Source organism: Chryseobacterium sp. NG-CE01 (assembly GCF_055695505.1).
In genome coordinates, this window is record NZ_CM146369.1 from 1,124,036 (window position 1) to 1,146,174 (window position 22,139).

22 protein-coding genes are annotated in these 22,139 nt (G+C 37.2%); 7 read left to right on the top strand and 15 right to left on the bottom strand.

Translation table 11 applies throughout. The features are described 5' to 3' along the window. Positions 1 to 77 precede the first annotated feature (77 nt). From ACYT6F_RS05480 to ACYT6F_RS05490, 3 genes are read right to left on the bottom strand one after another with little or no spacing between them, the layout of a single operon-like run. Positions 78 to 575 carry a hypothetical protein gene (locus ACYT6F_RS05480; RefSeq protein WP_472600237.1) on the bottom strand — a complete coding sequence of 166 codons (498 nt, stop codon included), beginning with the start codon at positions 573 to 575 and terminating at the stop codon, positions 78 to 80. 9 nt (positions 576 to 584) lie between these two features. Beyond that, the gene (locus ACYT6F_RS05485; RefSeq protein WP_472600238.1) at positions 585 to 1,214 is read right to left on the bottom strand and encodes a hypothetical protein; all 630 of its coding nucleotides are present in this window, start codon (positions 1,212 to 1,214) and stop codon (positions 585 to 587) included. Between the two features lie 17 nt (positions 1,215 to 1,231). Continuing rightward, positions 1,232 to 1,783 (bottom strand): RNA polymerase sigma factor, encoded by a 552-nt coding sequence (locus tag ACYT6F_RS05490; RefSeq protein WP_472600239.1) that lies wholly within the window; start codon positions 1,781 to 1,783, stop codon positions 1,232 to 1,234. Positions 1,784 to 2,042: 259 nt separating this feature from the next. Between ACYT6F_RS05490 and ACYT6F_RS05495 the strand changes: the two genes are divergently transcribed. The 5 genes from ACYT6F_RS05495 (at position 2,043) to porW (ending at position 7,379) form a co-directional block, all read left to right on the top strand. After that, positions 2,043 to 2,795 carry a Rossmann-like and DUF2520 domain-containing protein gene (locus ACYT6F_RS05495; RefSeq protein WP_472600240.1) on the top strand — a complete coding sequence of 251 codons (753 nt, stop codon included), beginning with the start codon at positions 2,043 to 2,045 and terminating at the stop codon, positions 2,793 to 2,795. 27 nt (positions 2,796 to 2,822) lie between these two features. Then, a complete protein-coding gene (locus tag ACYT6F_RS05500) occupies positions 2,823 to 3,578 on the top strand; it encodes an SIMPL domain-containing protein (protein ID WP_472600241.1) in 756 nt (251 codons plus the stop codon). A 23-nt stretch (positions 3,579 to 3,601) separates the two neighbouring features. Further along, on the top strand, positions 3,602 to 4,120 hold the full coding sequence (locus ACYT6F_RS05505; protein ID WP_472600242.1) for a KdsC family phosphatase: 519 nt from the start codon (positions 3,602 to 3,604) through the stop codon (positions 4,118 to 4,120). A 10-nt stretch (positions 4,121 to 4,130) separates the two neighbouring features. Further along, positions 4,131 to 4,685 (top strand): Maf family protein, encoded by a 555-nt coding sequence (locus tag ACYT6F_RS05510; protein ID WP_472600243.1) that lies wholly within the window; start codon positions 4,131 to 4,133, stop codon positions 4,683 to 4,685. An 87-nt stretch (positions 4,686 to 4,772) separates the two neighbouring features. Next, positions 4,773 to 7,379 carry a type IX secretion system periplasmic lipoprotein PorW/SprE gene (porW, locus tag ACYT6F_RS05515; RefSeq protein ID WP_472600244.1) on the top strand — a complete coding sequence of 869 codons (2,607 nt, stop codon included), beginning with the start codon at positions 4,773 to 4,775 and terminating at the stop codon, positions 7,377 to 7,379. A 15-nt stretch (positions 7,380 to 7,394) separates the two neighbouring features. Here porW and tsaB read toward each other — a convergent pair whose 3' ends face one another. The 9 genes from tsaB to rpiB form a co-directional block, all read right to left on the bottom strand. Further along, positions 7,395 to 8,078 carry a tRNA (adenosine(37)-N6)-threonylcarbamoyltransferase complex dimerization subunit type 1 TsaB gene (gene tsaB, locus ACYT6F_RS05520; protein ID WP_472600245.1) on the bottom strand — a complete coding sequence of 228 codons (684 nt, stop codon included), beginning with the start codon at positions 8,076 to 8,078 and terminating at the stop codon, positions 7,395 to 7,397. Between the two features lie 34 nt (positions 8,079 to 8,112). Further along, positions 8,113 to 8,550 (bottom strand): hypothetical protein, encoded by a 438-nt coding sequence (locus ACYT6F_RS05525; RefSeq protein ID WP_472600246.1) that lies wholly within the window; start codon positions 8,548 to 8,550, stop codon positions 8,113 to 8,115. Then, positions 8,551 to 9,300 carry an SDR family NAD(P)-dependent oxidoreductase gene (locus ACYT6F_RS05530; RefSeq protein ID WP_472600247.1) on the bottom strand — a complete coding sequence of 250 codons (750 nt, stop codon included), beginning with the start codon at positions 9,298 to 9,300 and terminating at the stop codon, positions 8,551 to 8,553. Positions 9,301 to 9,398: 98 nt separating this feature from the next. After that, positions 9,399 to 9,770, bottom strand: a complete 372-nt coding sequence (locus ACYT6F_RS05535) for a YraN family protein (protein ID WP_169231651.1) — start codon at positions 9,768 to 9,770, stop codon at positions 9,399 to 9,401. A gap of 70 nt (positions 9,771 to 9,840) precedes the next feature. Beyond that, positions 9,841 to 10,776 (bottom strand): S66 peptidase family protein, encoded by a 936-nt coding sequence (locus ACYT6F_RS05540; protein WP_472600248.1) that lies wholly within the window; start codon positions 10,774 to 10,776, stop codon positions 9,841 to 9,843. Continuing rightward, positions 10,773 to 11,459 (bottom strand): LysE family translocator, encoded by a 687-nt coding sequence (locus tag ACYT6F_RS05545; protein ID WP_472600249.1) that lies wholly within the window; start codon positions 11,457 to 11,459, stop codon positions 10,773 to 10,775. The genes ACYT6F_RS05540 and ACYT6F_RS05545 overlap by 4 nt, the downstream gene beginning before the upstream one ends. A 209-nt stretch (positions 11,460 to 11,668) precedes the next feature. Beyond that, a complete protein-coding gene (locus ACYT6F_RS05550) occupies positions 11,669 to 11,989 on the bottom strand; it encodes a hypothetical protein (RefSeq protein WP_472600250.1) in 321 nt (106 codons plus the stop codon). 202 nt (positions 11,990 to 12,191) lie between these two features. Then, positions 12,192 to 14,345 (bottom strand): ribonuclease R, encoded by a 2,154-nt coding sequence (rnr, locus tag ACYT6F_RS05555; protein WP_472600251.1) that lies wholly within the window; start codon positions 14,343 to 14,345, stop codon positions 12,192 to 12,194. 354 nt (positions 14,346 to 14,699) lie between these two features. After that, positions 14,700 to 15,134: a ribose 5-phosphate isomerase B gene (gene rpiB, locus ACYT6F_RS05560; protein ID WP_472600252.1), complete on the bottom strand. Its 435-nt coding sequence runs from the start codon at positions 15,132 to 15,134 to the stop codon at positions 14,700 to 14,702. Positions 15,135 to 15,775: 641 nt separating this feature from the next. Between rpiB and ACYT6F_RS05565 the strand changes: the two genes are divergently transcribed. Together ACYT6F_RS05565 and ACYT6F_RS05570 are read left to right on the top strand one after the other, a co-directional pair. Then, a complete protein-coding gene (locus ACYT6F_RS05565) occupies positions 15,776 to 16,966 on the top strand; it encodes a phosphoglycerate kinase (protein ID WP_472600253.1) in 1,191 nt (396 codons plus the stop codon). Between the two features lie 120 nt (positions 16,967 to 17,086). After that, complete coding sequence (locus ACYT6F_RS05570) at positions 17,087 to 18,424, top strand: IS1182 family transposase (protein ID WP_472597713.1); 1,338 nt, start codon at positions 17,087 to 17,089, stop codon at positions 18,422 to 18,424. Between the two features lie 280 nt (positions 18,425 to 18,704). On the opposite strand, the gene ACYT6F_RS05575 is transcribed toward ACYT6F_RS05570, so the two are convergent. From ACYT6F_RS05575 to ybeY, 3 genes are all read right to left on the bottom strand, one after another. Beyond that, positions 18,705 to 19,526 carry a class I SAM-dependent methyltransferase gene (locus tag ACYT6F_RS05575; RefSeq protein ID WP_472600254.1) on the bottom strand — a complete coding sequence of 274 codons (822 nt, stop codon included), beginning with the start codon at positions 19,524 to 19,526 and terminating at the stop codon, positions 18,705 to 18,707. A 111-nt stretch (positions 19,527 to 19,637) separates the two neighbouring features. Further along, complete coding sequence (gene mnmG / locus ACYT6F_RS05580; RefSeq protein WP_472600255.1) at positions 19,638 to 21,500, bottom strand: tRNA uridine-5-carboxymethylaminomethyl(34) synthesis enzyme MnmG; 1,863 nt, start codon at positions 21,498 to 21,500, stop codon at positions 19,638 to 19,640. Positions 21,501 to 21,727: 227 nt separating this feature from the next. Next, the gene (gene ybeY, locus ACYT6F_RS05585; RefSeq protein ID WP_472600256.1) at positions 21,728 to 22,138 is read right to left on the bottom strand and encodes an rRNA maturation RNase YbeY; all 411 of its coding nucleotides are present in this window, start codon (positions 22,136 to 22,138) and stop codon (positions 21,728 to 21,730) included. Position 22,139: the final 1 nt, after the last annotated feature.

Below are 22,139 nucleotides of genomic sequence, written 5' to 3' on the forward strand. Positions count from 1 at the left end.
AATAACTTAAAAATTAAACGACTCTCACAATAAATTGCAAGAGTCGTCCAACATTAAAAAAATAAACTATTATGGTTTTATCTCTGTCTTGGAGCGTTATCTCCATGAGGCTTTCTTTCATTTACCTTTTCCCTCATCATTCCCTCTGTCTGAAATAGCTTCAAGACCTTTTGGCAAGGAATTACCTGCTGCATTTTATCAGCATATTTTTTCCTGTTATCCAGCAGCTTCTGCCCTACTTCAAAGCTCTGCTGCAACTTGGCTTTCGCTTCGTCGTCGGATAAGTTATCAGGGTTAAAATTAGAATTAAACTGGCTTTTAATCTGCTTCTGGCTTTCAAGATATTCATTATAAATATCCGTAAATTCATCTTTATCTCCGGGATCTATGTCCAGATTATCCATCACCATATTATTTCTGAATTTCGTCAGAAGCGCTTTTCTTTCTTCAGGAGACAGACTGTTGATAACCTCTTTTCTTTGTTTGGGGTCCATTTTCTTCCAGTCATAATCCGTTTTTTGGGCATTAAGACCCAAACCGTAGATTATTAAAAGCGTAAATAATATCTTTTTCATCTTTCCTTTTTAATTATACAAATCCAAATAAACGTCCTGAGTTGAATTACTTGCCAGCTCTGAAATTTCAGAACTTGTAAATGAATCCAGATATTCGTTCATCCGGGTTTCCTGCTTTTTGCTAGACTTTACAGGCTGTACTGCAGTTTTTCTTTCTGTTCTTGGTTTTTCCTGAGCAAAAACTTTATTATCAGACTGATTCACAATCGTTTGATCATTATCATCCACAGAAGTTAAATCAGATTGCAATGTTTCGTAAGCAATTTCGCTTTCTGTTTTTGGCTCAGTTGTATTTGCAACATAAGCAGCCTTGGAACTTCCATTTTCTTTTGTTGATTCATTCGCGGAATTGTAAACAAAAGTCGCTCCAAAAATTAAAGCCAGAGATGCTGCAGCGGCGTACGCCCAATTAAGTTTAAAAATCGGCGCCTGCTTACGAAGGATCACTTTGCTTATTACGTGATTCTGAACATCCTCGTACATACTTTCAGAAACTGTATAAATATTCTTACGTTCCAGTTTTTCCAGGTCAAATTCATTCAATCCGCTTATTACTTTCCCCTGAATATTTTCAAACAGGTTTTCAGGTACTGTGTAAATATTTTTACGTTCTAATTTTTCTATGTCGAACTCTTTCATTTCAGTTTTCTCAAAAATTATCTTTCGTAATTTTCTTTTATATATTCTTCTATCTTTTGCTTGGCATAATGATAATTTGTTTTTAAAGTCCCTACCGACATATCTACAATTTTAGATATCTCTTCGTAAGGCAGATCATCATAATACCGCATCATAAATACCAGTTTCTGCTTTTCCGGCAGGCTTTGTATGGCGTTCTGAAGCAGGATCTGTATTTCCTCGGCATCTTCCTGTGCATTATCGGCAACGAGGTTCTGCATGTGGTACTCCGGATCTTCATCAGTTTTTTGCATCCTTTTCAGTTTATTTACCTGTTGCAACGCTTCATTGGTTGCAATTCTGTACAGCCAGGTATACAGTTGGCTGTCATTTTTAAACTGATGAAAATTCTGATAAGCTTTAATAAAAGTCTCCTGCAAAGTGTCCTGAGCAAGATCACCGTCCACAATAATTCTTCTTATGTGCCAATACAATCTGCTTTGATAAGCATCCATCAAAGCGCGAACTCCTTTTTCCTGAGTTCGTGGATGTTGCATCAACGAAATAATTTCCGCGTCCTTAATCTTCATAAGATGCTTTCATTGTTTTGGATTACAAAAATAACTGAAAGTTAAATTAAGTATTCAATTTTTAGTCCAATATAACAATTATTTATAATATTTCACCTACCTGAAAATGATTGGTACAGTGATCGTATTAAATTTTTCGCTTACGATTCGTTTAAAGAACTGTAAATTTATAAGTAGAAAAAATTGCATCACCGGAATGGCAGCCCTAAAACTGATCCCTTCTCTCCTATCTTCCTGCATAAAATATTATCTTTGTTGTATGCAAACAGTAATTATCGGTTCCGGAAATGTTGCCTATCATCTGGCAAAAGCTTTTGTTCTGAATAAAATTCCCCTGACACAGATTTTTGGCAGGAATGAGAAAGAACTGAACAAGATCTCCGGAGAATTAAATATTCCCTGTTCTACTGAAAATCTGAGCGGAGCAGATCTTTACATTATTTGTGTAAGTGATAATTCTGTAGAAGATGTTTCGGGGATCATTACCGCAAAAGACTGCCTCGTTGCCCATACTTCCGGCTCTCTTCCGAAAGAAATTTTAATGGGAAATTATAGAAAATCAAGCTTTTATCCTTTACAGACCTTTTCTAAATCAAAAGCGATGGATTATTCCAAAATTCCTTTTTTTATTGAAGCTGAAAATGAAGGAGACCGCAAGATTCTTCTTAACATCGCCTCCCAAATTTCGAAGAATGTAATGGAAAGCACGTATGAAAAAAGAAAATATATTCATCTGACGGCCGTTTTTGCCTGCAATTTTGTAAACCATCTTTTTGCCAGAGCCAAGGAAATTTCAGACTCACAGGAAATTCCTTTTGATTATTTCTTACCGTTAATCGATGAAACCGTTCAGAAAATTTATGAAATAGATCCGAAAGCTGCACAAACCGGCCCTGCAGTAAGAAATGATAAGAGGGTGCTGGAGTTGCACGAGCAGCTTCTGAACGGTGAAAGTCTCGAGATCTATAAAACCATGAATCTTTCCATTAAAAAGATGTACCGCTTGCCATAAAGTTTTAACTTTGAGAAAAACCGAAAAATGAATACCAACATTATCCGTTCGCTTATCACCGGATCGGCAATCGTTATTACAGCACTTATTTTAGGCTCAAGCTTTAAAAACAGAAATTTAAAGCAGGATACCATATCCGTTACAGGCCTTGGTTCCAAAGATTTTATTTCAGATGAAATAAGCTGGAGCGGCAGTTTTGATGCTGCTGCATTTGATGCTAAAGAGGCTTATAATATAATCTCTCAAGACAAAGAAAAAGTAAAGGCTTTTTTCTATAGCAAAGGCTTTAAAGCCGGCGAATTTACTTTTGGCGGTGTCAATTTCTCAAGATCTTACCGTACGGTTACCAGTAAAGATGCTGATGGGACAGAAAAGTCCGAAGATATTTTTGATGGATATAAGGCTACCCAAAGTGTTTTTTTCAGGGCTAAAAAGAATCCTGCCCTTATGAAAAAGATTGAAAGTATCATTGATAAAACAGCGGAACTCATCAACAGCGGCGTGCAGTTTGAACCATCTGCGCCGCAATACACATATTCTGATCTTGCTTCATTGAAACACAGCTTAATAGAATCGGGGGCCAAAGATGCAAGACAACGAGCCGAAAAAATTGTAAAAAGTGCAGAAGGAGATCTGGGGAAATTGAAAGATGCTTCCGTGGGAGTGTTCCAGATAACCGCAAAAGGATCTACCGATGAAGACAGCTACGGAGGGAATTTTGACACGACAAGTAAAGAAAAATCGGCAAGAATTACGGTAAGACTTACCTATAATCTTGATTAGATTAAAATATTTTAAATTTTAAAATGAGTTATAAAGAACAGCTTAAGAATATTAAAGCATTCGTATTTGATGTAGATGGCGTTTTTACCGACGGAAGCGTGTATCTTCTTCCGGGAGGAAACATGTGCCGTGTAATGAATGTTCTGGACGGCTATGCAGTCGTTAAAGCATTAAAAAACAATTATTTAATAGGCGTTATTACAGGTGGAAACGACGAGATGGTAAAGCACAGGATCAATTATCTCGGAATTGAAGATTATTATGCAAAATCCCATGATAAAATGGCTGATTTTGAAGATTTTAAAAATAAGCATCAGCTCAAAAATGAAGAAATCCTAACCATGGGCGATGATATTCCGGATCTTCATATTATGAAAAATTCCGCCATTGCAGCCTGCCCTGAAAATGCCGTTCCTGAAATTAAAGGAATCGCTACTTATATTTCTCCGGCAAAAGGAGGTAGCGGCGCCGTACGCGACGTTATTGAGCAGGTGATGAAAGCGCAGGGGAAATGGCATGATGATAATACACAATCGGTTTAAAATACTTTAAATGAAACTATTACTGGCTTCACAATCTCCAAGGCGAAAAGAACTGCTGTCTAATCTCGGCTTTACTTTTGAGGTAGTGAAAATTGACTGCGAAGAGATTGTTCCGGAACATATAAAAGTAGGGGAGTCTGCAGCCTATCTTTCTGAGCTTAAAGCTTCTGCATTCCGTTCTCTTGAAGAAGGGGAAGTTCTGCTCACAGCGGACACCGTGGTAGCCATCGACAACCAGTTTTTGGGAAAACCGGAAGATGAAGAAGATGCCCAAAAAATGCTAAGGCTTCTTTCCGGTAAGACACATCAGGTGTATACCGGAATTACTATTAAAACATCAGAAAAAACCATTACGGAAACGGATGTTGCGGAAGTAGAATTTGATGATATTACCGACCAGGAAATTGAGTATTATATCCATCAGTATCAGCCTTTTGATAAGGCCGGAAGCTATGGAATCCAGGAATGGCTCGGCATGGCAAAAATCAAGAGACTCAAGGGCAGCTTTTATACCATTATGGGGCTTCCTACTCATTTGGTTTACAAAATTTTGAAGGAGATATAACGAGTTTCACGATAAAATTTTATTATTTTTACAAAATTATCAAACCGCTTTATAATAAAAAGCGGATTAGCGAGTTATATTGAAATAATGAAAAAAAATATTTTATTCCTTTTAACACTTTGTATTGTTGCTTCCTGCGCTACGAAAACCAAGAAGCCGGAGCAGCGTTCTAAGTTCATGAAAGGATTTTCTACATACTACAATACTTTATTTAACGCCAAAGATGCTTTAAATAACGAGTTTGAAACCAGAGATAAGGCCCATAAAGACAATTTTTATGCACCTTATATTCCTATTCTTACCTATGAAGACCAGCCTTTGGGTAGTGATCTGGGCCAGTCTGCCGCTTTCGCTGAAAATTCCATGAAAATGGCGGAAGTAAACCGTCCTGCTGAAAATAATAAAAGAGGAGGAGGCCCCCCTGGAATGCCGCCAGGAATGCCGGGAAATAATTCATTGTCCGGTACAACGGGAATTTCTGCAAATGATCCGAACCAGCCTGAACAGAAAGGAGCCACAACACTTGAAATTGCAGAAGCTAAAGCTTTAAAAGCGATCAACAAATATTCTGTGATCAAACATGGTGAAGAACAGAATAAACAAATTTTCGATGCTTATATGATCCTTGCTCAGGCAAGAATTTACCGTGGAAAATCATTGGATGCACTTGACGCCCTAAATTATGTTTTCACACATATGAAGGATGACAAAAGAATTCCTCTGGCAAGAATTTATCAGGGGCTCGCTTATGATCAGATTAAAAATTACCATAAAGCCCACGAAACTTTTGCCAAGCTTAAAGGTGACAAAATAAGTAAACAATACGAAAAACTGTTAAGTATTTATTATGCCGAATCTCTTCTGGATGCCGGAAAAAAAGAGGAAGCTGTAAAGGAACTTGATAACGCATTTGAACTGAACGGCAACCGAAAACTTAAAAGCAGGATTGCTTATCTGAGAGGGCAGGTACTGGAAGGTCTCAATCAAAATGAAAAAGCCAGAGAAAGTTTTATGGCGGCTTATAAATATGCCAATGATTTCGAATTTGAAGTAAAATCACAGATTGAGATCGCCAAAACTTTTAACGGAAACGGAGATTACAGCGGCGCAAGAAAATACCTGGAAGACATCAGTAAGAAAGGAACTTACGGATCAAGAAAAAATGAATTTTATTATGCTTTGGGTTTAATGGCCAACAAAGCCGGGAAAAAAGAAGAAGCTCAGGAATATTTCAGAAAATCGCTGAAAGAAAAGGTTTCCGACGGACAGATTCGTGGTCTTGCTTATTATGAAATAGGGAAAGGATACCTGGATAAAAATGATTATATCGGTGCCGGAGCGTATTATGATTCAGCATTGGCAGTAATGACCTATGCACCTTCAAAAATTCTTCTTACCGATCAGTCTGTTTACATTAAAAAAATATCCAAAAACTATTACCTAATCAAGAAGAACGACAGTATTCTGAGCCTTGCAAAAATGTCACCGGAACAGAAAACGGACTTTTTTGCAAAATACATTGCAAAAATCAAAGCGAAGGAAGAAAAAGAAGAACTCGAAAAAAGACGTGCCGAAAGAAACAAAGGTTTTGAAACCGGAGATTACAACGCAACATCAATTTTCGCCAACAGTTCAAATTCTTTCGAGGATTTTGGAGTTGCTTCAAGAGGATTTTATTTCAGCAATACAGGAACTGTTTCTAAGGGGACACAGACCTTTAAACAAACATGGGGAGACCGTGCTTTGATTGACAACTGGCGTTTTTCAAAGAAAATGGCAACCATTGAGGATCTGAAAAACGATGCGTTAGGAACTACCGCGGCACCCAACCCGAGACGTTTTGAACCTGCTTTTTATATTGAGCAGATTCCTACCGACATGGCCAAGTTGGATCAGCTTAAAAAGGACAGGGATACGGCTTCATTGGGGCTGGGCGTAATGTATCAGAATTATTTTACCAATACCCCTTTGGCAACAAAAACACTATACGATCTTGTTGATGTAAAACCTGAAGAAAAAGTAATGCTTCAGGCTCTGTATGAGATATTTGCCATGAATCATGAGAAAAATCCACAGGCTGCCGAAAGGGCAAAACAAATACTGCTGAGAGATTATCCTTATACTTCGTATGCAGAATTCGCAAGAAATCCTAAGAACAGTACTTTCGTAAAATCTTCAGCCGATGTGGAAAGTCAGTATAAACAGGCTTTTGCATTATATGAATCTGAAAAATTTGCCGACAGTAAAGATCTTATTGAAAGAACCATTCAGCAATATCCTAAAGATGCCCTGGTGCCGAAGCTTTATTTGCTCAATGCTTTTAATTCGGGAAAATCGAGTGGGAAAGAGGTGATGATTCTTCAGCTTGAGCAGATTGCTTTAAATTACGGCAAAACTCCTGAAGGCGAAAAGGCTAAAGAAATGCTTAATTATCTGAAGAGTGATCTGAGCTTCCAGGCAACGGATAATAAAGGAAATACAATTCCGCAAAATTCCGGAAATATGGCAAATGGTGTTCCACAGCAACCTATACAGCAGAGCAATGCAACGGGAATTCCTTCCCAGCCGGGAAGCAACTTTATGAACAATTCCCAGCCGAATCAGCAAATGAATAACAACGGCAGCAAATCGCCGAAAAAACAGAATAATCAGCAGCTGCAGCCTACCAATACTGTTCCTGCCAAACCTCAATAAAAAATAAAGCGAAGATTATTCTTCGCTTTTATTTTTTTTCTTTACCCCATGGAAGTCTTTCAGATAGAAAGGTTCGAAATAAGCAATATCTTCAAATTCTTTTCTTTCTAATTTTTCAATGGTTTTCCTGATGAGATACTGAGCAGAAGGGTAGACGTCTTCGTGAAAATCAGCATTTGGGAGCCGTAGAATTTCTTTTGCCTTTTTGGCTCCGTCTCCCACAAATAGCACTTTTTTATCTTTAAATTCCTCAAAAGAATTTTCATCTAAAATTTTTGCTTCGGTAGCAGAGAGTTCCTGTCCGCTTTTGCCTTCATAAACGGCAGTATAAACCTCCATTCTCCTTGCATCGATCAATGGGATAATCAATTCATATTTACCGTCTAAAAAAGGCTCGATCATGCTTTCCATAGAATTAACGGCAATCAGAGGAACTTTTAATCCGTAGCAAAATCCTTTTGCAGAGGAAGCTCCGATTCTTAATCCTGTATAGGAGCCGGGTCCTCTTCCAAGAGAAACCACTTCAATATCTTTAAGCGAAATTTCTGCTCCTTCCAAAGCCCATTCTACGAAAGTATGCAGGCTTTCAGACTGTTTATAGTTTTCGGAAACTTCTTCTGTTAAACATAATAGCTTTTCGTTGTCAGAAATCGCTACCGAGCAGTTTTTTGAGGAAGTTTCGAGGTATAGGACTTTCATTTTTTAAATTTAAATACACTTTAACGATGCAAATTTATGGCTTTATTTCCACACTTTGGCGACTCCACAATTTCCAGACGGATTTCTCCTTTTTCCATATTTCCAGCAGACCCAATATCATTTCAAAGTCCTGGTTTTTGTACAGTCCCGAAACTTTTATTTTTCTTCTGACCGAGTAGACTTTTTCCTCTTTTTTAAACTCTGAAATTTCAATCTGCTCGATGTTTCTGTATTTCACTTTTTGCGAAACAAAATCCTTTTTGAAATCATCAAAATTCTGAACCCAGCCATTTGAATGACCAAACGAAACATCCGTACAGAGAATATCCAGCATCTTTTCATCATTATTTGCCATCAGCTGATCCAAAAGCTGAATACTTTCTGACAGCTTTGGTTCTGAGAAACTATTTGCCGTTTGCCCATTCCATAAAGAAATAAAAAATACCAGAAAGAAGAATAGAACCCTTTTCATTTATTTTCTGTAGATCGTTCTCGGTTCTGCCTGGGCAGTAGGGTAGATTGTCATATCAGAAATACAGACGTGTTTTGGGGCATTGATGCAATACGCAATAGAATCTGCTATATCTTCCGCTTTCAGAGGCTCATATCCGGCATAGACAGTCGCTGCTCTTTCATTATCTCCTTTGAATCGTACCACCGAAAAATCTGTTTCCACAGCACCGGGCTGGATATTGGTTACTTTAATTCCGAATTCGGTAAGTTCGAGTCTCATTCCTTCAGAAATGACATCTACGGCTTTTTTGGTTGCACAGTATACGACGCCGTTGGCATAAGTTTGTCTTGCCGCAACGGAACTGATATTCACAATATGCCCCGAATTTCTTTCCTTCATTCCGGGAATAATCATTTTCGAAACGTATAACAATCCTTTTACATTACCGTCGATCATAGCATCCCAGTCTTCGGTTTTCCCTGCAGAAAGCGGATCCAGACCGTGTGCATTTCCTGCATTATTGATGAGCACATCTATCTTCTTCCATTCTTCGGGAAGGGAATTAATAGCTGCTTCAACCTCCTCTAAATTTCGTACATCAAACTTTAAACTAAACATTTCGGTAAAATCAGAAAGTTCCGTTTTAACAGAGTCGAGAACTTCAGATCTTCTTCCACAGATAATAATTCTGTTGCCTTGCCTTGCCAGTAATTCTGCTGTAGATTTTCCTATTCCGGATGTGGCTCCGGTAATTAATATTGTCTTCATAAATTTTAATTTTAAATATACCCATGTATCAATCTACCAGTCTAACAATCAGTTGTATAAATATTGATAATCTTACATTGTATATTTTTTATATTATTCTAATTGGCATCAAATGCTTCGAACGCATCCTGAATATGTTCAATCAGTAAGTTTTCTTTTTTATCCGGAAGAATGGAGATAATATCAAACCGTACTTCTTTCGTTACGTTAAATTCTTTCAGGTAATAATCTGCCGCAGAAACCAGGAGCTTGATTTTCTTTTTATTCACCGATTCCTGAGGAAGATTAAAGACATCGGTAGAGCGTGCCTTTACTTCGCAGATAATAATCAGATTATCTTTTTCCGCAATGATATCAATCTCTGCTTTCTGATACCGGAAGTTCCTTGCCAGGATTTTATAGCCGTTTTTTAATAAAAACCCGGCGGCAAGCTCTTCTGCTTTTTTTCCTAAATCATTGTGTTCTGCCATTTTTAAGTGGAGGGTTGAGGGTTTGAGAGTGTCTCGGTTTTAAAATCAGATATTAAAATAAATCATAAATTTAATTTTTAAATTCAATATTAACCTGATCCTTAACTTCTAGTTTTACATTTCCGCCAATAATCAAAGGTCTGTTGTCTTTAATGTGCCCATTCGGGAAGCCAAAAATAACGGGAAAACTATACTTTGCAATTCTTTCCGAAATAAGCTGATAGGCGAAATTATCAAAACTGTCGTTATACGAAGTATTTTCCTTTTCGGTTCCCATATTGGTCATACCGCCGATAATTAATCCGCTGATCTTTTTAAAAACACCAGCCAGCTCCAGGCTCATCATCATTCTGTCTAAAGCATAAAAGTTTTCACCAATATCTTCTATAAATAATATTCTATTTTTAAACTTAAATGAATAATCGGTTCCCAGGAGGGCATAAACCAGGGCTAAATTACCTCCAATCAATTGTCCTTCGTAAGAACCCGTTTTATTAAATTGATGTGATTTTAAGTTATAATTTGGAGTTTTTCCTTCCAGAATATCAAAAATCAGTTCATAGCTTTCTTCTGTTACCCCGAAACTCGAAGTTTTCACCGTCTGCCCGTGTATCGAAGCGAAGCCTTTTTTAAGCAGATAACTCTGGATGACAGTATTATCAGAATACCCGATGTACCATTTCGGATTTTTAGAAAAATTTTTAAGACTAATGTTTTCCAACAGATGCTGGCAGCCATAACCGCCTCTCGAGGCCCAAACCGTTGCAATTTCATCATCATTGAACGCCCAGTTGATATCTTGTATTCTTTCCGCTTCTGTTCCTGCATACTGGTATCCGTGGGAGTAAGTAGTATAAAGATGCCTGCCCAGAACAGGTTCATAGCCTTTGTTGCGGATCATTTCGATACCTTTCTCAAGCTGCGAAACTTCTACTGCGCCCGCCGGAGAAATAACGGCTATTTTGTCGCCTTCCTTTAAAGATTTCGGGAATATTATTTTTTTCATGGTTCGCTGTGATATTTTACTTCGGTTTTTTCGGCTTCTTCAAGTCTTTTATCGAATTGATTAAACTTTTTGAAGCTTTGTAAAAAAATGAAGAAACTGAAGATAATAAGAATTCCGCCGACGATTCGCCTGATTCTGTTGGCTAATTTCTGCGTAAGTTTATCGTGAAACTGTTTGGCGAGGAAAATCTTTGCCAGGTCGATACACAGGTACGTGGCAATGACAATGCCAATGTATAAAACAAAATTGCCGGTATCGGGATACTGATTTCTTACAGAGATTACCGTTACCAGCCAGAAAAGAATGACTCCCACATTAAGCAGATTAAAGAAAAAGCCGTTGATAAAAGTCTTAAAATAATTCTGATTAATGAATTTTTCTTCTCCGGGAATGTGCATTTTGGTTTTTGTGACCATCATTACGATTCCGTACACAAAGATGAGAATGGCGGTAATTCTGTAAAATCCGGGATGTTTGTCGATCAAAGTTACAATATCCGCACTTGCATAATAAGCTGCCAGTATACAGAGAAGATCGGCAGAGATTACTCCGATATCCAAAGCTAATGCATGTTTCGGGCCCCTGGAAAAACTGGTTTCTATTAAAAGGAAAAATATTGGTCCGATAAAAACCAGGCTCAGCATGAATCCTAATACGATTGCAGATAATATAAGTTCAAACATCAAGTAATTTTTTAAATGAAAGTGCGAAACTTTTCATTCATTTATACAAATTTAAACTTTATGATTTAATTATTCAATAACTCTAGATTTAAGAAAAGTATTATTTTAAATATTTAATGGAAATATTAGAATATTTTTTATCATAAAAACAAAACTCCGTTTCACATTACTGTAAAACGGAACTTATTACTAAAATTTTAATATTAATATCAATGGTAATTTCCTTTTTCTAAACAGTCTTCACTGTATACAAATTCGTAATCTTTTCTTATTTTAAGTCCAAAGATTCCTCTTTCAAAAGTATATATAACCTGATTTTTAAACAGCATTCTTTTATAATCGATGAAAAAGCTACGGGTCATGTAGGAATAGTTGTATGCATTCCCACTCAGATAAATGTACGTTGTTTTTCCTGTTTCATTACTGCCTCTGCCTCCTACTTTAGCAATTTTATTTCTGAAACAGTACGTTTCTTTTATCGGATTACGCCCAGTAATATAATTTATCAGAAAAAAAATGTTAATGACCATTGGAAAAACTACTCCAAAAAAATACGTTTGGTCCTGATCTCTGAGCTTTATAACATTCTTTTTAATCAGAAATCGGGCAACTATAACCAATACAGGAATTACCGTAACAAACCAATAAAAATTAAGCACTGTATCACAAATCACAGTTATGAATAACACAACATTTATGATACTAAAAACAATAACTTATCAATTTTGGTCACTACTCAACGATCTTGAAATCAAGTTGCTTTTGGATCAGATTTGCTTTTACGACTTTGATCTGTACCTGATCTCCCAGCTGATAACGTTTGCCGTGTCTCATACCATATACGGCGTGAGTTTTAGCATCATACGAATAAGAGTCGTCTACAAGATCTCTCAGTTTAATTAGCCCTTCTGCGCCATTTTCAGGAATTTCAACCCAGAAACCAAATTCCGCAACACCGGAAATTACTCCTGTGAACGTTTCTCCCAGATGTTTCTCCATAAATTTCACCTGCATGAACTTAATGGAATCTCTTTCAGCATCCGCTGCAAGGCGCTCCATAGAACTGCAGTGTTTTGCCTTTTCTTCAAGTTCAGCTTTGTTCGGAGATTTTCCTCCGTCAAGATAATGCTGCAACAGGCGGTGGGCAATAAGATCCGGGTAACGACGGATAGGAGAGGTGAAGTGGGTATAAAAATCAAAACCGAGACCGTAGTGACCAATAGGTTCCGTAGAATAGACGGCTTTGCTCATACTTCTCATAGCAAGGGTTTCAATCATATTTTCCTCGCCTTTACCTTTTACGTCGTGTAATAATTTATTCAGAGATTCGGCTACTTTTTTACTGTTGGCCAGATCCATTTTATAACCGAAAGTCGAAACAAAATCTCTCAACGATTCCAGTTTCGCCGGGTCCGGATCATCGTGAACCCTGTAAATAAAGGTATTTTGGGTAATATCTCCTTTTTTGTTCAGGGATATAAATTCTGAAACTTTTTTATTGGCAAGAAGCATGAATTCCTCAATAAGGTGATTGGAATCTTTACTGATTTTAAAGTACACGCCAATAGGTTCGTTATTTTCATCAAGATTAAACCTTACTTCGCTTCTGTCAAACGTAATGGCGCCTTTTCTGATTCGTTCTGCACGCATTATCTTTGCAAGCCTGTCCAATACATTGATTTCTTCCTGCAAATCGCCTTGTTTCGTTTCGATTCTTTCTTGAGCTTCCTCATAGGTAAATCTTCTGTCGGAATGGATAACTGTTCTTCCGAACCATTGCTTTTTAATTTTAGCGTCATCATCCAATTCGAAAACTGCTGAAAATGTGAATTTATCCTCATTCGGCCGTAGTGAACAGACATCATTACTCAGCACTTCAGGAAGCATTGGTACCACCCGGTCTACCAGGTAAACGGATGTGGCTCTTTGGTATGCTTCATCATCCAGCATAGTTCCCGGAATTACATAATGAGAAACATCAGCAATATGAACCCCGATTTCCCAGTTTCCGTTTTCCATTTTTCTGATGGAAAGGGCATCATCAAAATCTTTAGCATCTTTAGGGTCAATCGTGAATGTGGTAATTCCTCTCATATCCCAGCGTTTTGCCACTTCTTTTTCGTTAATGCTTCTGTCTATTTTATCGGCATCTCTTTCTACTTCTTCAGGAAATTGGTACGGCAGACCGTACTCCGCAAGAATAGAGTGGATTTCTGTTTCATGTTCACCCGGAGCTCCCAGTACCTGGATAATTTCACCTTCCGGATTTTTGTCACCCGGCTTCCATTCGGTCATTTTAACGACAACCTTATCGCCGTCATTAGCACCTCCAAAGTTCCCTTTCGGAATAAAAATATCAGTATTGATGGTCTTTTTATCACAAACCACAAATCCGAAATCTTTATGGGGAACTACCTGAAGTGTTCCTACAAACTCGGTTCTACCTCTTTCCAGTACTTCAAGAACGGAACCTTCGAGTTTTTTACCTTTATAAGTATAGGTAACAATTAATACTTTATCGCCCTGCAATGCATCTTTTACATTTTTGGAGTGAATAAAGATATCATCCTGCAGCCCTTCAACATTAACGTAAGCATTTCCGGACTGGTTGAAATCGATGATTCCGGTCAGTGTTCCTTTAATATTAAGGTTAACGATATATTTTCCTTTTTCGGTTTCTTTTATTCTTTCAGTAGCCTGCAGCTTGTGGAGTGCCTGGATTACAAGCTCCCGTTGTCTTGGATTTTTATAGTCTATTCCTTCTGCGATCTGCTTATAGTTGTAAACTTTTGTTGAATTTTCATTCATAAAACGCAGAATCAGTCTCCCGATTTCCTGCAGCTTATGATCATTTTTCTGACTTATATATTTTCTTTTTTTTGGCATTTCTTAAATTTTAATTATAATTGTGAGTATACAGCTGCTGCATCTTCCTGAAAGCATTAAACCTATTACGGATAAGATAACGATTTAAATATAGCAGACTGAAGATGACATGCTAAACTCATTTTATCACAGCAACATCAATTTTCCTTCCAACTTTTCAGTGACGGAACTTTTAGTTTTGTATAAATTTAATACAAAAATGGAGAAGTGTATGGAAAAACCTTTTACTTAAATATCTTTTAATATGATAATTGGTTTCGTGGAAATGACAGAATGGTAAACCTGCCGGACGCTGCAAATATACAAAATAAAAAATAAATAAGGCTTGTAATTTGATTTACAAGCCTTTATTGTTTAGCAGTATGCTATTTTATCTACTCTGTTCTGATGTCTTCCGCCTTCGAAATCTGTAGAGAGAAATCTGTCAACAATTTCTATGGTCAGTTCTTTGGAAATGAATCGTGCAGGGATTGAAATCATATTAGCGTCATTGTGCTGTCTTGCGAGTGAAGCAATCTCCGGCATCCAGCAGAGTGCGCAACGTATTTTCTGATGCTTGTTGGCAGTGATCTGAACACCGTTTCCGCTTCCGCAGAATAAGATTCCGAGTTCATTGTCTCCATTTTCCACTGATGCCGCCGCCGGATGTACAAAGTCAGGATAATCCACACTGTCTGTGGAAAACGTTCCAAAATCCTGAACTTCAAAGTTTTCTGATAAATAGTTTTTAACAATCTCTTTATATTCAAAGCCTGCGTGGTCTGCGGCAATGGCGATTTTTCTTTTCATAACCGTTTGTTTAGTCTTTATTAGATTTATTTCATAGCAAAGGTAAGAATAATAACAATCTTTGTTAGTCTTTCGGGGGTAAATTGTGAAAAGCATTGAGAATAACTGTGGATAACTCCGGTAAAATAAATGTTTCGTAACATTGAAAAAATTTGTAATGAGAAGTACCTCCAAAAAAAATGTTAAAATTTTCAGAAAACTTTCTGGCAGGAATTCTGGACTTTTTCCATAAATCATTTATCCATAAAGGAAATTGGGGAAAAGTTATCAATAATTGTTAGTAACGTAGTGAAAAATCAGGTTTACAATAATTTACAATGTAAATAAAATGTGAATTGAATATAAAATTACCTGTTATGAAAATTTTTGCGAAAACTTATCCCCCAAATTCACAACACTCAACAACAATACCGTATTCTTTTTTTTAAGAAGAAAAAAATTGTTGATAGTTGTATGTTGGGTTTGCGGGAAACTTTTCTGAAAACTTTTGTCGGGTTGCGGCAATTCAAAAATTTTAAAATCTTACATTTGTGAAAAGAAAAACTCAACGATATGATTGGAGCCGGCTGGCCGCAGATGTATAAAAGATTCTGCAGGAGCTGCGGGCTGCCTATGACCGAAGAAATAATATAAATGTACATATGAAAACAATCAATGATTTCAATTTTAACGGTAAGAAAGCACTCGTAAGGGTAGATTTCAACGTTCCTCAAGATGACCAGCTGAAAGTAACAGACAATACCCGTATTGTAGCCGTAAAGCCTACAGTCGATAAAATTCTTCAGGACGGAGGTTCCGTGATCCTTATGGCGCACCTTGGCAGACCGAAAGGAGAGGTGAAAGATGAATTTTCGCTAAAGCATATTGTAGAAGAAGTATCTGATGTATTGGGTCACCAGGTAAAATTCGTTGACGAATGTGTAGGAGAGAAAGCTGAGCAGGCTGCAAACAATCTTAAGGCAGGAGAGATTCTTTTATTGGAGAATTTGCGTTTTCATAAAGAAGAGGAAAAAGGGGATGAAGCTTTTGCTGAAAGTCTTTCAAAACTGGGTGATGCGTATGTAAACGATGCATTTGGAACTGCACACAGAGCGCATGCTTCTACAGCTGTAATTGCTAAATTTTTTCCTTCAACTAAATTTTTCGGTTTATTGATGGCTAAAGAACTTCAGGCAATCGATAAAGTATTAAAATCCGGGGAACGACCTGTAACCGCGATACTTGGAGGATCTAAGGTTTCGACTAAAATTACGATTATAGAAAATATACTGCCGGCTGTAGATAATTTAATTATCGGTGGCGGTATGGCTTTTACATTTATTAAAGCACTCGGTGGTAAGATAGGGAATTCTCTTGTGGAAGAAGACAAACTACCTTTGGCACTGGAAATTTTAGGTAAAGCCAAAGAACATAAAGTGAAAGTTTATCTACCTTCGGATACGATTATTGCAGAAAGTTTCAGCAATGATGCCGAAAGAAAGGAAGCGGATATATATTCTATCCCTGAAGGATGGATGGGTCTTGATGCAGGACCGAAATCAAGAGATCAGTTTAATGATGTACTGCTAGATTCAAGAACAATTTTATGGAACGGGCCGATCGGTGTTTTTGAAATGTCTAATTTTGCTGCAGGAACTGTTGCTTTAGGAGACAGTATTGCTGAAGCAACAAGGCAGGGAGCTTTCTCATTAGTTGGAGGAGGAGACAGTGTTGCATTTGTGAAGCAATTCGGATATGCTGAGAAAGTAAGCTATGTTTCTACCGGTGGTGGTGCGATGCTTGAAAGTCTTGAAGGATTGGAGCTTCCCGGAGTGGCAGCAATTAATCAATAAGAATTTTTTTTTCATAAATTAAAAGAGGCTGTCTCAAAAGTGAGACAGTCTTTTTTATTGATCATAAAAAAAGGAAAGTCTGAGACTTTCCTAATTGCAGCAATTTTCATAAATTGCTGTATGCATAGTAGATCAAAGGTAATCTTTAAAGATTATAATCCCAAACAAAACTTTTTGTTTCCGCCCAATTTATTAGATTTTATAGAAGAGAATCATCCGGTACGGTTGGTTTCTGAGGTTATAGACCGATTGGATATCCGCAACCTGATTAACGAATATAAATCAGGGGGAAGTTCCAGCTATCATCCTAAAATGCTTCTGAAGGTTCTGATTTTTGGATATCTCAATAATATTTATTCGAGCAGAAAACTGGAACAGGCATTAAAGGAAAATGTCTACTTCATGTGGCTTTCAGCAATGCAGAGACCTGACCATAACACGCTTAACCGCTTTAGGAGCGATAAACTCAAAGGTCAGATCAGGGATATTTTTACTCAGATTGTGATGCTGCTTCATAAAGAAGGACACGTTAGTTTAAAAACAACCTTTGTAGACGGAACCAAGATAGAAGCCAATGCAAACCGCTATACTTTTGTCTGGGGAAGAGCTTTGAAGAAAAGCAGGGAAAGAATAGAACACCAGCTGGAAGAATTATGGAATTATACGCAGCAGATTGCTCAGGAAGAACTTAGAGATACCGAACCTGTTATTTTTAAATCTATTGATAAAGAAAAAGTAAGTAAGGTCATTCAAACCATAGATTCTGTTTTAAAGAAAAAGAAGATTTCCTCAAAAGTTCGCCAGAAGATTGGTTATGCCCGTAAAAACTGGCGTAACAATCTGGAGAAATATGAAGCATATGAAAAGATTCTGGCCGGAAGAAACAGCTTTAGTAAAACGGATCATGATGCTACTTTTATGAGGATGAAGGAAGACCATATGCGAAACGGACAGCTCAAACCCGCTTATAATCTGCAGCTTTCTACCGAGAATCAGTTTATTGTTCATTATACCCTCCATCCTAATCCTACTGATACCCAGACCCTGGCCTTGCATATAGAAAGCTTTGAAGAAAATTATGGACACCCACCTGGTGAAGTTGTTGCAGATGCAGGATACGGAAGCTATGAGAACTATGAATTTCTAAGACAGAAAAAAGTAAAAGCATATGTAAAATACAATTACTTTAATAAAGACCAAAAATCAAAACAAGTTACCCAGTCTGCATCAAATCCCAAACTTGCAAAACATAGGAACAGGATTTTCAGGCTTCTCAATACCAAACGGGGAATTGCCTTAAGAAAGCAACGATGTTACGACGTAGAACCTGTTTTCGCCCAAATCAAGCACAATAAAAGTTTTAAACGCTTTTTCTTACGAGGAAAGGTGAAAGTAGAAATTGAAACCGGTCTTCTCGCCATCGCCCATAACCTTAAAAAACTACAAAAAGCAGCATAAAACAACTGCTTTTTGTAGTTTTTTATAAAACATAGAAAATGTCCCGCTTTTTATAAACTTCAAAACTAAATAAAAAAAACAAAAGAGACTGCCTTTTGAGACAGCCTCTTTATTTTGTATATTCTTAAATAAGGTTGAGTGAAAATTTTTTAAGCGATTCTCAGAGACTTTAATGAAGATTAAAAAGAGGCTACATATTTTCTAAATTTCTTATTTACTAACAAATTTTCAGCAATATGTTGGAAAAATGACCTTCAGAAACAGGCTAAATTTCCATTTTCTACTTTTTTTCGATAATATATATCAAGCTTGAAAATTCGTTAGAAAAAAGGGCTTTTACGTTCGAAATCGTTCCGTAGATCATCGCTTTTAGCCAAAATAGGGGAGATTTTTGGTATTTTTCGCTCAACATGGAGATGTAATATGAATCAAGCACCAATGGTTTTATTTTTCTCAATTTCCAATTTGGTTTTTTTGAAATGAGATTTTCCATTCCTTTTTTTGAAAAATGGTAAATATGTCTCGGCACATCATAAGCTGCCCAATATTCTTTATAATGTTTTGCATCGTAAGAAGTAGGGTTGGGAACTGCAATAATAAGAAGTCCTTTTTCTTTTAATTTTTTATTGAAAATTTCCAGCATTTCATCCTGGTTCTCGATGTGCTCGAAAACATGCCAAAGGGTAATAGCATCAAGGCTGTGATCTTCAATTTTATTGATATCGTCCAGAATAGCAGCTTTTGATATTTTATTCGCTGCAGCATTTCTGGCATCCGCATCCGGTTCAAACCCGAATGTATCAAAGTCATTTTCTATATATTTTACAAATTCGCCGGCGCCGCATCCGTAATCCAAAACTTTTGAATTTTTAGAAATTCTGTCCAGCAAAATTGTTTTTTTATATTGTAGGTTGAAAGACTGTAGGAATTTATATAATTTTTCTTTCAGACTTCCGGAATCCTGATGATGGGAAATATAATCTTCACTTTCATAATAAGCAGAAATATTGGATGGAATAGGGGAGGTCTTGTAAACTCCTTTGGTTTCGGTTTCCTTGATTTCAAATATTTCCTTGGAAAGAAAATGATCTTTAATTTTCATTGTATGCGATTCTTTATAAATAAAACTAAGGTGCTGAATCTTTATAAAGGCTTAAAAGCACCTTAATTTTCACTCTAAATGTATTTATGTTTCACGTGAAACATTTATCAATTAACGCCCTAAATAGACCAGTAAAACGTTTATATCAGCCGGTGAAACACCACTGATTCTTCCTGCCTGAGCAATTGTTTTCGGTCTCACATTAGACATTTTTTGCTTTGCTTCAGAAGATAGACTTGATATTTTGGAATAATCAAAATCTTCAGGAATTTTAATATTTTCTAATCGGTTAAGCTTAGCTACGTTTTCTTTTTCTTTTTCGATGTACCCTTTATACTTGATATTGATTTCAGCCTGCTCTCTTACTTCATCGTCATATTTTAACGCATATTCTTTAATGGCTTCAATATTTTCAAGTTTTTCCAGTGTCATATTAGGCCTTGTAAGGATCTGTGCTGCTCTGTAGGCCTGATCAACAGGACTGCTTTCAATAGTTTCCAGAATAGGATTGATCATTCCCGGTTTTAAAGAAGTTTCGCGTAGGAAGCTTTCAAGTTCTTCACTTTTAGCGACTTTCTCTTCAACTCTTTTTAGCCGTTCTTCTTTTGCAAGCCCTAATTCAAACGCCTTCCGGGTTAATCTGATGTCGGCGTTATCCTGTCTTAACAGTAATCTGTATTCTGCTCTGGAAGTAAACATTCTGTAAGGCTCTTCGGTACCTTTGGTAATAAGATCATCAACCAGAACTCCTATATATGCTTCATCTCTGTTAAGGATAAATTCTTCTTTTTCGTGTACCTTATTGTGAGCATTAATCCCTGCAATTAGCCCTTGTCCGGCAGCTTCTTCATAGCCGGTTGTTCCGTTGATCTGACCTGCAAAGTATAGATTATCGATCAGCTTTGTTTCTAAAGTATGCTTTAATTGGGTAGGAGGGAAGTAGTCATACTCAATAGCATAGCCGGGACGGAATACTTTTACATTTTCAAAGCCCGGAATATGCTTCATGGCTTTAATCTGTACATCTTCCGGAAGGGAAGAACTGAATCCGTTAACGTAAATTTCCACTGTTTTCCAACCTTCCGGTTCTACAAACAGTTGGTGTCTGTTTCTTTCTGCAAAACGGTTGATTTTATCTTCAATACTCGGGCAATATCTTGGTCCTAAACTCTGAATAGTACCGTTGAACATAGGACTTCTGTCGAATCCTTCACGTAAAATATCATGTACTGTTTCATTGGTATAAACAATATGACAGCTTAATTGTTTGGTTAATTTAGGAGTGTCTAAATAGCTGAATTTTTGAGGGTTTTCATCCCCTTTCTGTTCTTCCATTTTAGAATAATCAAGACTTCTTCCGTCTACACGCGGTGGAGTACCGGTTTTCATTCTTCCTGCTTCAAAACCTAATGAAACGAGCTGTTCGGTAATTCCAAAGGCTCTCGGTTCGCCCATTCTTCCTCCTCCTAATTGTTTGTCTCCAACATGAATTAATCCATTAAGGAAAGTACCGTTGGTAAGAACCACGGAATGTGCTTTTATTTCGATTCCCAATGAAGTAACAACTCCTGCTACTTTGTTATTTTCAACGATAAGCTGTTTTACCATGTCCTGAAAGAAGTCCAGATTGGGAGTATTTTCCAATGCGAGACGCCATTCTTCTGCAAAAAGCATTCTGTCGTTTTGTGTTCTCGGAGACCACATGGCGGGACCTTTCGAAAGGTTAAGCATTTTGAACTGTATGGCAGATTTATCTGCTACAATTCCGGAATATCCTCCCATTGCATCAATCTCACGAACGATCTGTCCTTTTGCAATACCGCCCATTGCGGGGTTGCAGCTCATTTGTCCGATCGTCTGCATATTCATTGTAATAAGCAATGTTTTCGATCCGAGATTGGCTGCTGCAGCGGCGGCTTCGCATCCTGCATGACCTGCACCAACTACAATTACATCATATATTTCTGAAATCATCTTTTTCGCTTGTTTTAAGCTTCAAATTTTAATCTTTTTTATAAATGTTTCACGTGAAACATTGAGTAGAATTACGGCCTGAAATCGCCTGTAATACGTCTTTTTAGCCCCGATCGCAGCATTTGTCTGAGCTCATTTTCTTTTTGAAAAAAAAAGAAAATAGCGAGTGCGGAGAGCGGGATTAGCTTTTGAAAAAAATACTAATCAATGTTATTGATAAAACTAATTCAATTGCTGTATTTCGCTAAATAAAAATCTTCTTTGCTTCGCATCAGCTGTTCTTCTTCTTCCGATTTATCTTTGTATCCTGAAAGGTGAAGAACACCATGTGCTAAAACTCTTCTCAGTTCTTCTTCATAATCTTTTGAAAGAGTAGAGGCGTTATCTGAAACGCGCTGCAAAGATACGAAAATCTCTCCGCTTATCGTCCTTCCTTTTACATAGTCGAAAGTAATGATGTCGGTATAGTAATCATGCTGGAGATAATCCTGATTTACTTTGAGGAGATATTCGTCGTCACAGAATATATAATTGATTTCGCCGAGTTTTTTTCCTTCTGAAAGAACGATGTCTTCCAGCCAGGGTTTGTAGTCTGTATTAACTGTTTCCGGTAAGTTTTCGTAAAAGAATTGTATCATC

Bases quoted from the DNA above. Each gene is read 5' to 3' on its own strand.
- ACYT6F_RS05490 (WP_472600239.1), bottom strand. From the start codon at position 1,783: ATGAAGATTAAGGACGCGGAAATTATTTCGTTGATGCAACATCCACGA.
- ACYT6F_RS05565 (WP_472600253.1), top strand. From the start codon at position 15,776: ATGAAAACAATCAATGATTTCAATTTTAACGGTAAGAAAGCACTCGTA.
- ACYT6F_RS05575 (WP_472600254.1), bottom strand. From the start codon at position 19,526: ATGAAAATTAAAGATCATTTTCTTTCCAAGGAAATATTTGAAATCAAG.
- ACYT6F_RS05530 (WP_472600247.1), bottom strand. From the start codon at position 9,300: ATGAAGACAATATTAATTACCGGAGCCACATCCGGAATAGGAAAATCT.
- rpiB (WP_472600252.1), bottom strand. From the start codon at position 15,134: ATGAAAAGAAAAATCGCCATTGCCGCAGACCACGCAGGCTTTGAATAT.
- ACYT6F_RS05540 (WP_472600248.1), bottom strand. From the start codon at position 10,776: ATGAAAAAAATAATATTCCCGAAATCTTTAAAGGAAGGCGACAAAATA.
- porW (WP_472600244.1), top strand. From the start codon at position 4,773: ATGAAAAAAAATATTTTATTCCTTTTAACACTTTGTATTGTTGCTTCC.
- ACYT6F_RS05570 (WP_472597713.1), top strand. From the start codon at position 17,087: ATGCATAGTAGATCAAAGGTAATCTTTAAAGATTATAATCCCAAACAA.
- ACYT6F_RS05495 (WP_472600240.1), top strand. From the start codon at position 2,043: ATGCAAACAGTAATTATCGGTTCCGGAAATGTTGCCTATCATCTGGCA.
- ACYT6F_RS05525 (WP_472600246.1), bottom strand. From the start codon at position 8,550: ATGAAAAGGGTTCTATTCTTCTTTCTGGTATTTTTTATTTCTTTATGG.
- ACYT6F_RS05485 (WP_472600238.1), bottom strand. From the start codon at position 1,214: ATGAAAGAGTTCGACATAGAAAAATTAGAACGTAAAAATATTTACACA.
- tsaB (WP_472600245.1), bottom strand. From the start codon at position 8,078: ATGAAAGTCCTATACCTCGAAACTTCCTCAAAAAACTGCTCGGTAGCG.
- rnr (WP_472600251.1), bottom strand. From the start codon at position 14,345: ATGCCAAAAAAAAGAAAATATATAAGTCAGAAAAATGATCATAAGCTG.
- ACYT6F_RS05510 (WP_472600243.1), top strand. From the start codon at position 4,131: ATGAAACTATTACTGGCTTCACAATCTCCAAGGCGAAAAGAACTGCTG.
- ACYT6F_RS05500 (WP_472600241.1), top strand. From the start codon at position 2,823: ATGAATACCAACATTATCCGTTCGCTTATCACCGGATCGGCAATCGTT.
- ACYT6F_RS05550 (WP_472600250.1), bottom strand. From the start codon at position 11,989: ATGGTCATTAACATTTTTTTTCTGATAAATTATATTACTGGGCGTAAT.
- ACYT6F_RS05480 (WP_472600237.1), bottom strand. From the start codon at position 575: ATGAAAAAGATATTATTTACGCTTTTAATAATCTACGGTTTGGGTCTT.
- ACYT6F_RS05535 (WP_169231651.1), bottom strand. From the start codon at position 9,770: ATGGCAGAACACAATGATTTAGGAAAAAAAGCAGAAGAGCTTGCCGCC.
- ACYT6F_RS05505 (WP_472600242.1), top strand. From the start codon at position 3,602: ATGAGTTATAAAGAACAGCTTAAGAATATTAAAGCATTCGTATTTGAT.
- ACYT6F_RS05545 (WP_472600249.1), bottom strand. From the start codon at position 11,459: ATGTTTGAACTTATATTATCTGCAATCGTATTAGGATTCATGCTGAGC.
- mnmG (WP_472600255.1), bottom strand. From the start codon at position 21,500: ATGATTTCAGAAATATATGATGTAATTGTAGTTGGTGCAGGTCATGCA.
- ybeY (WP_472600256.1), bottom strand. From the start codon at position 22,138: ATGATACAATTCTTTTACGAAAACTTACCGGAAACAGTTAATACAGAC.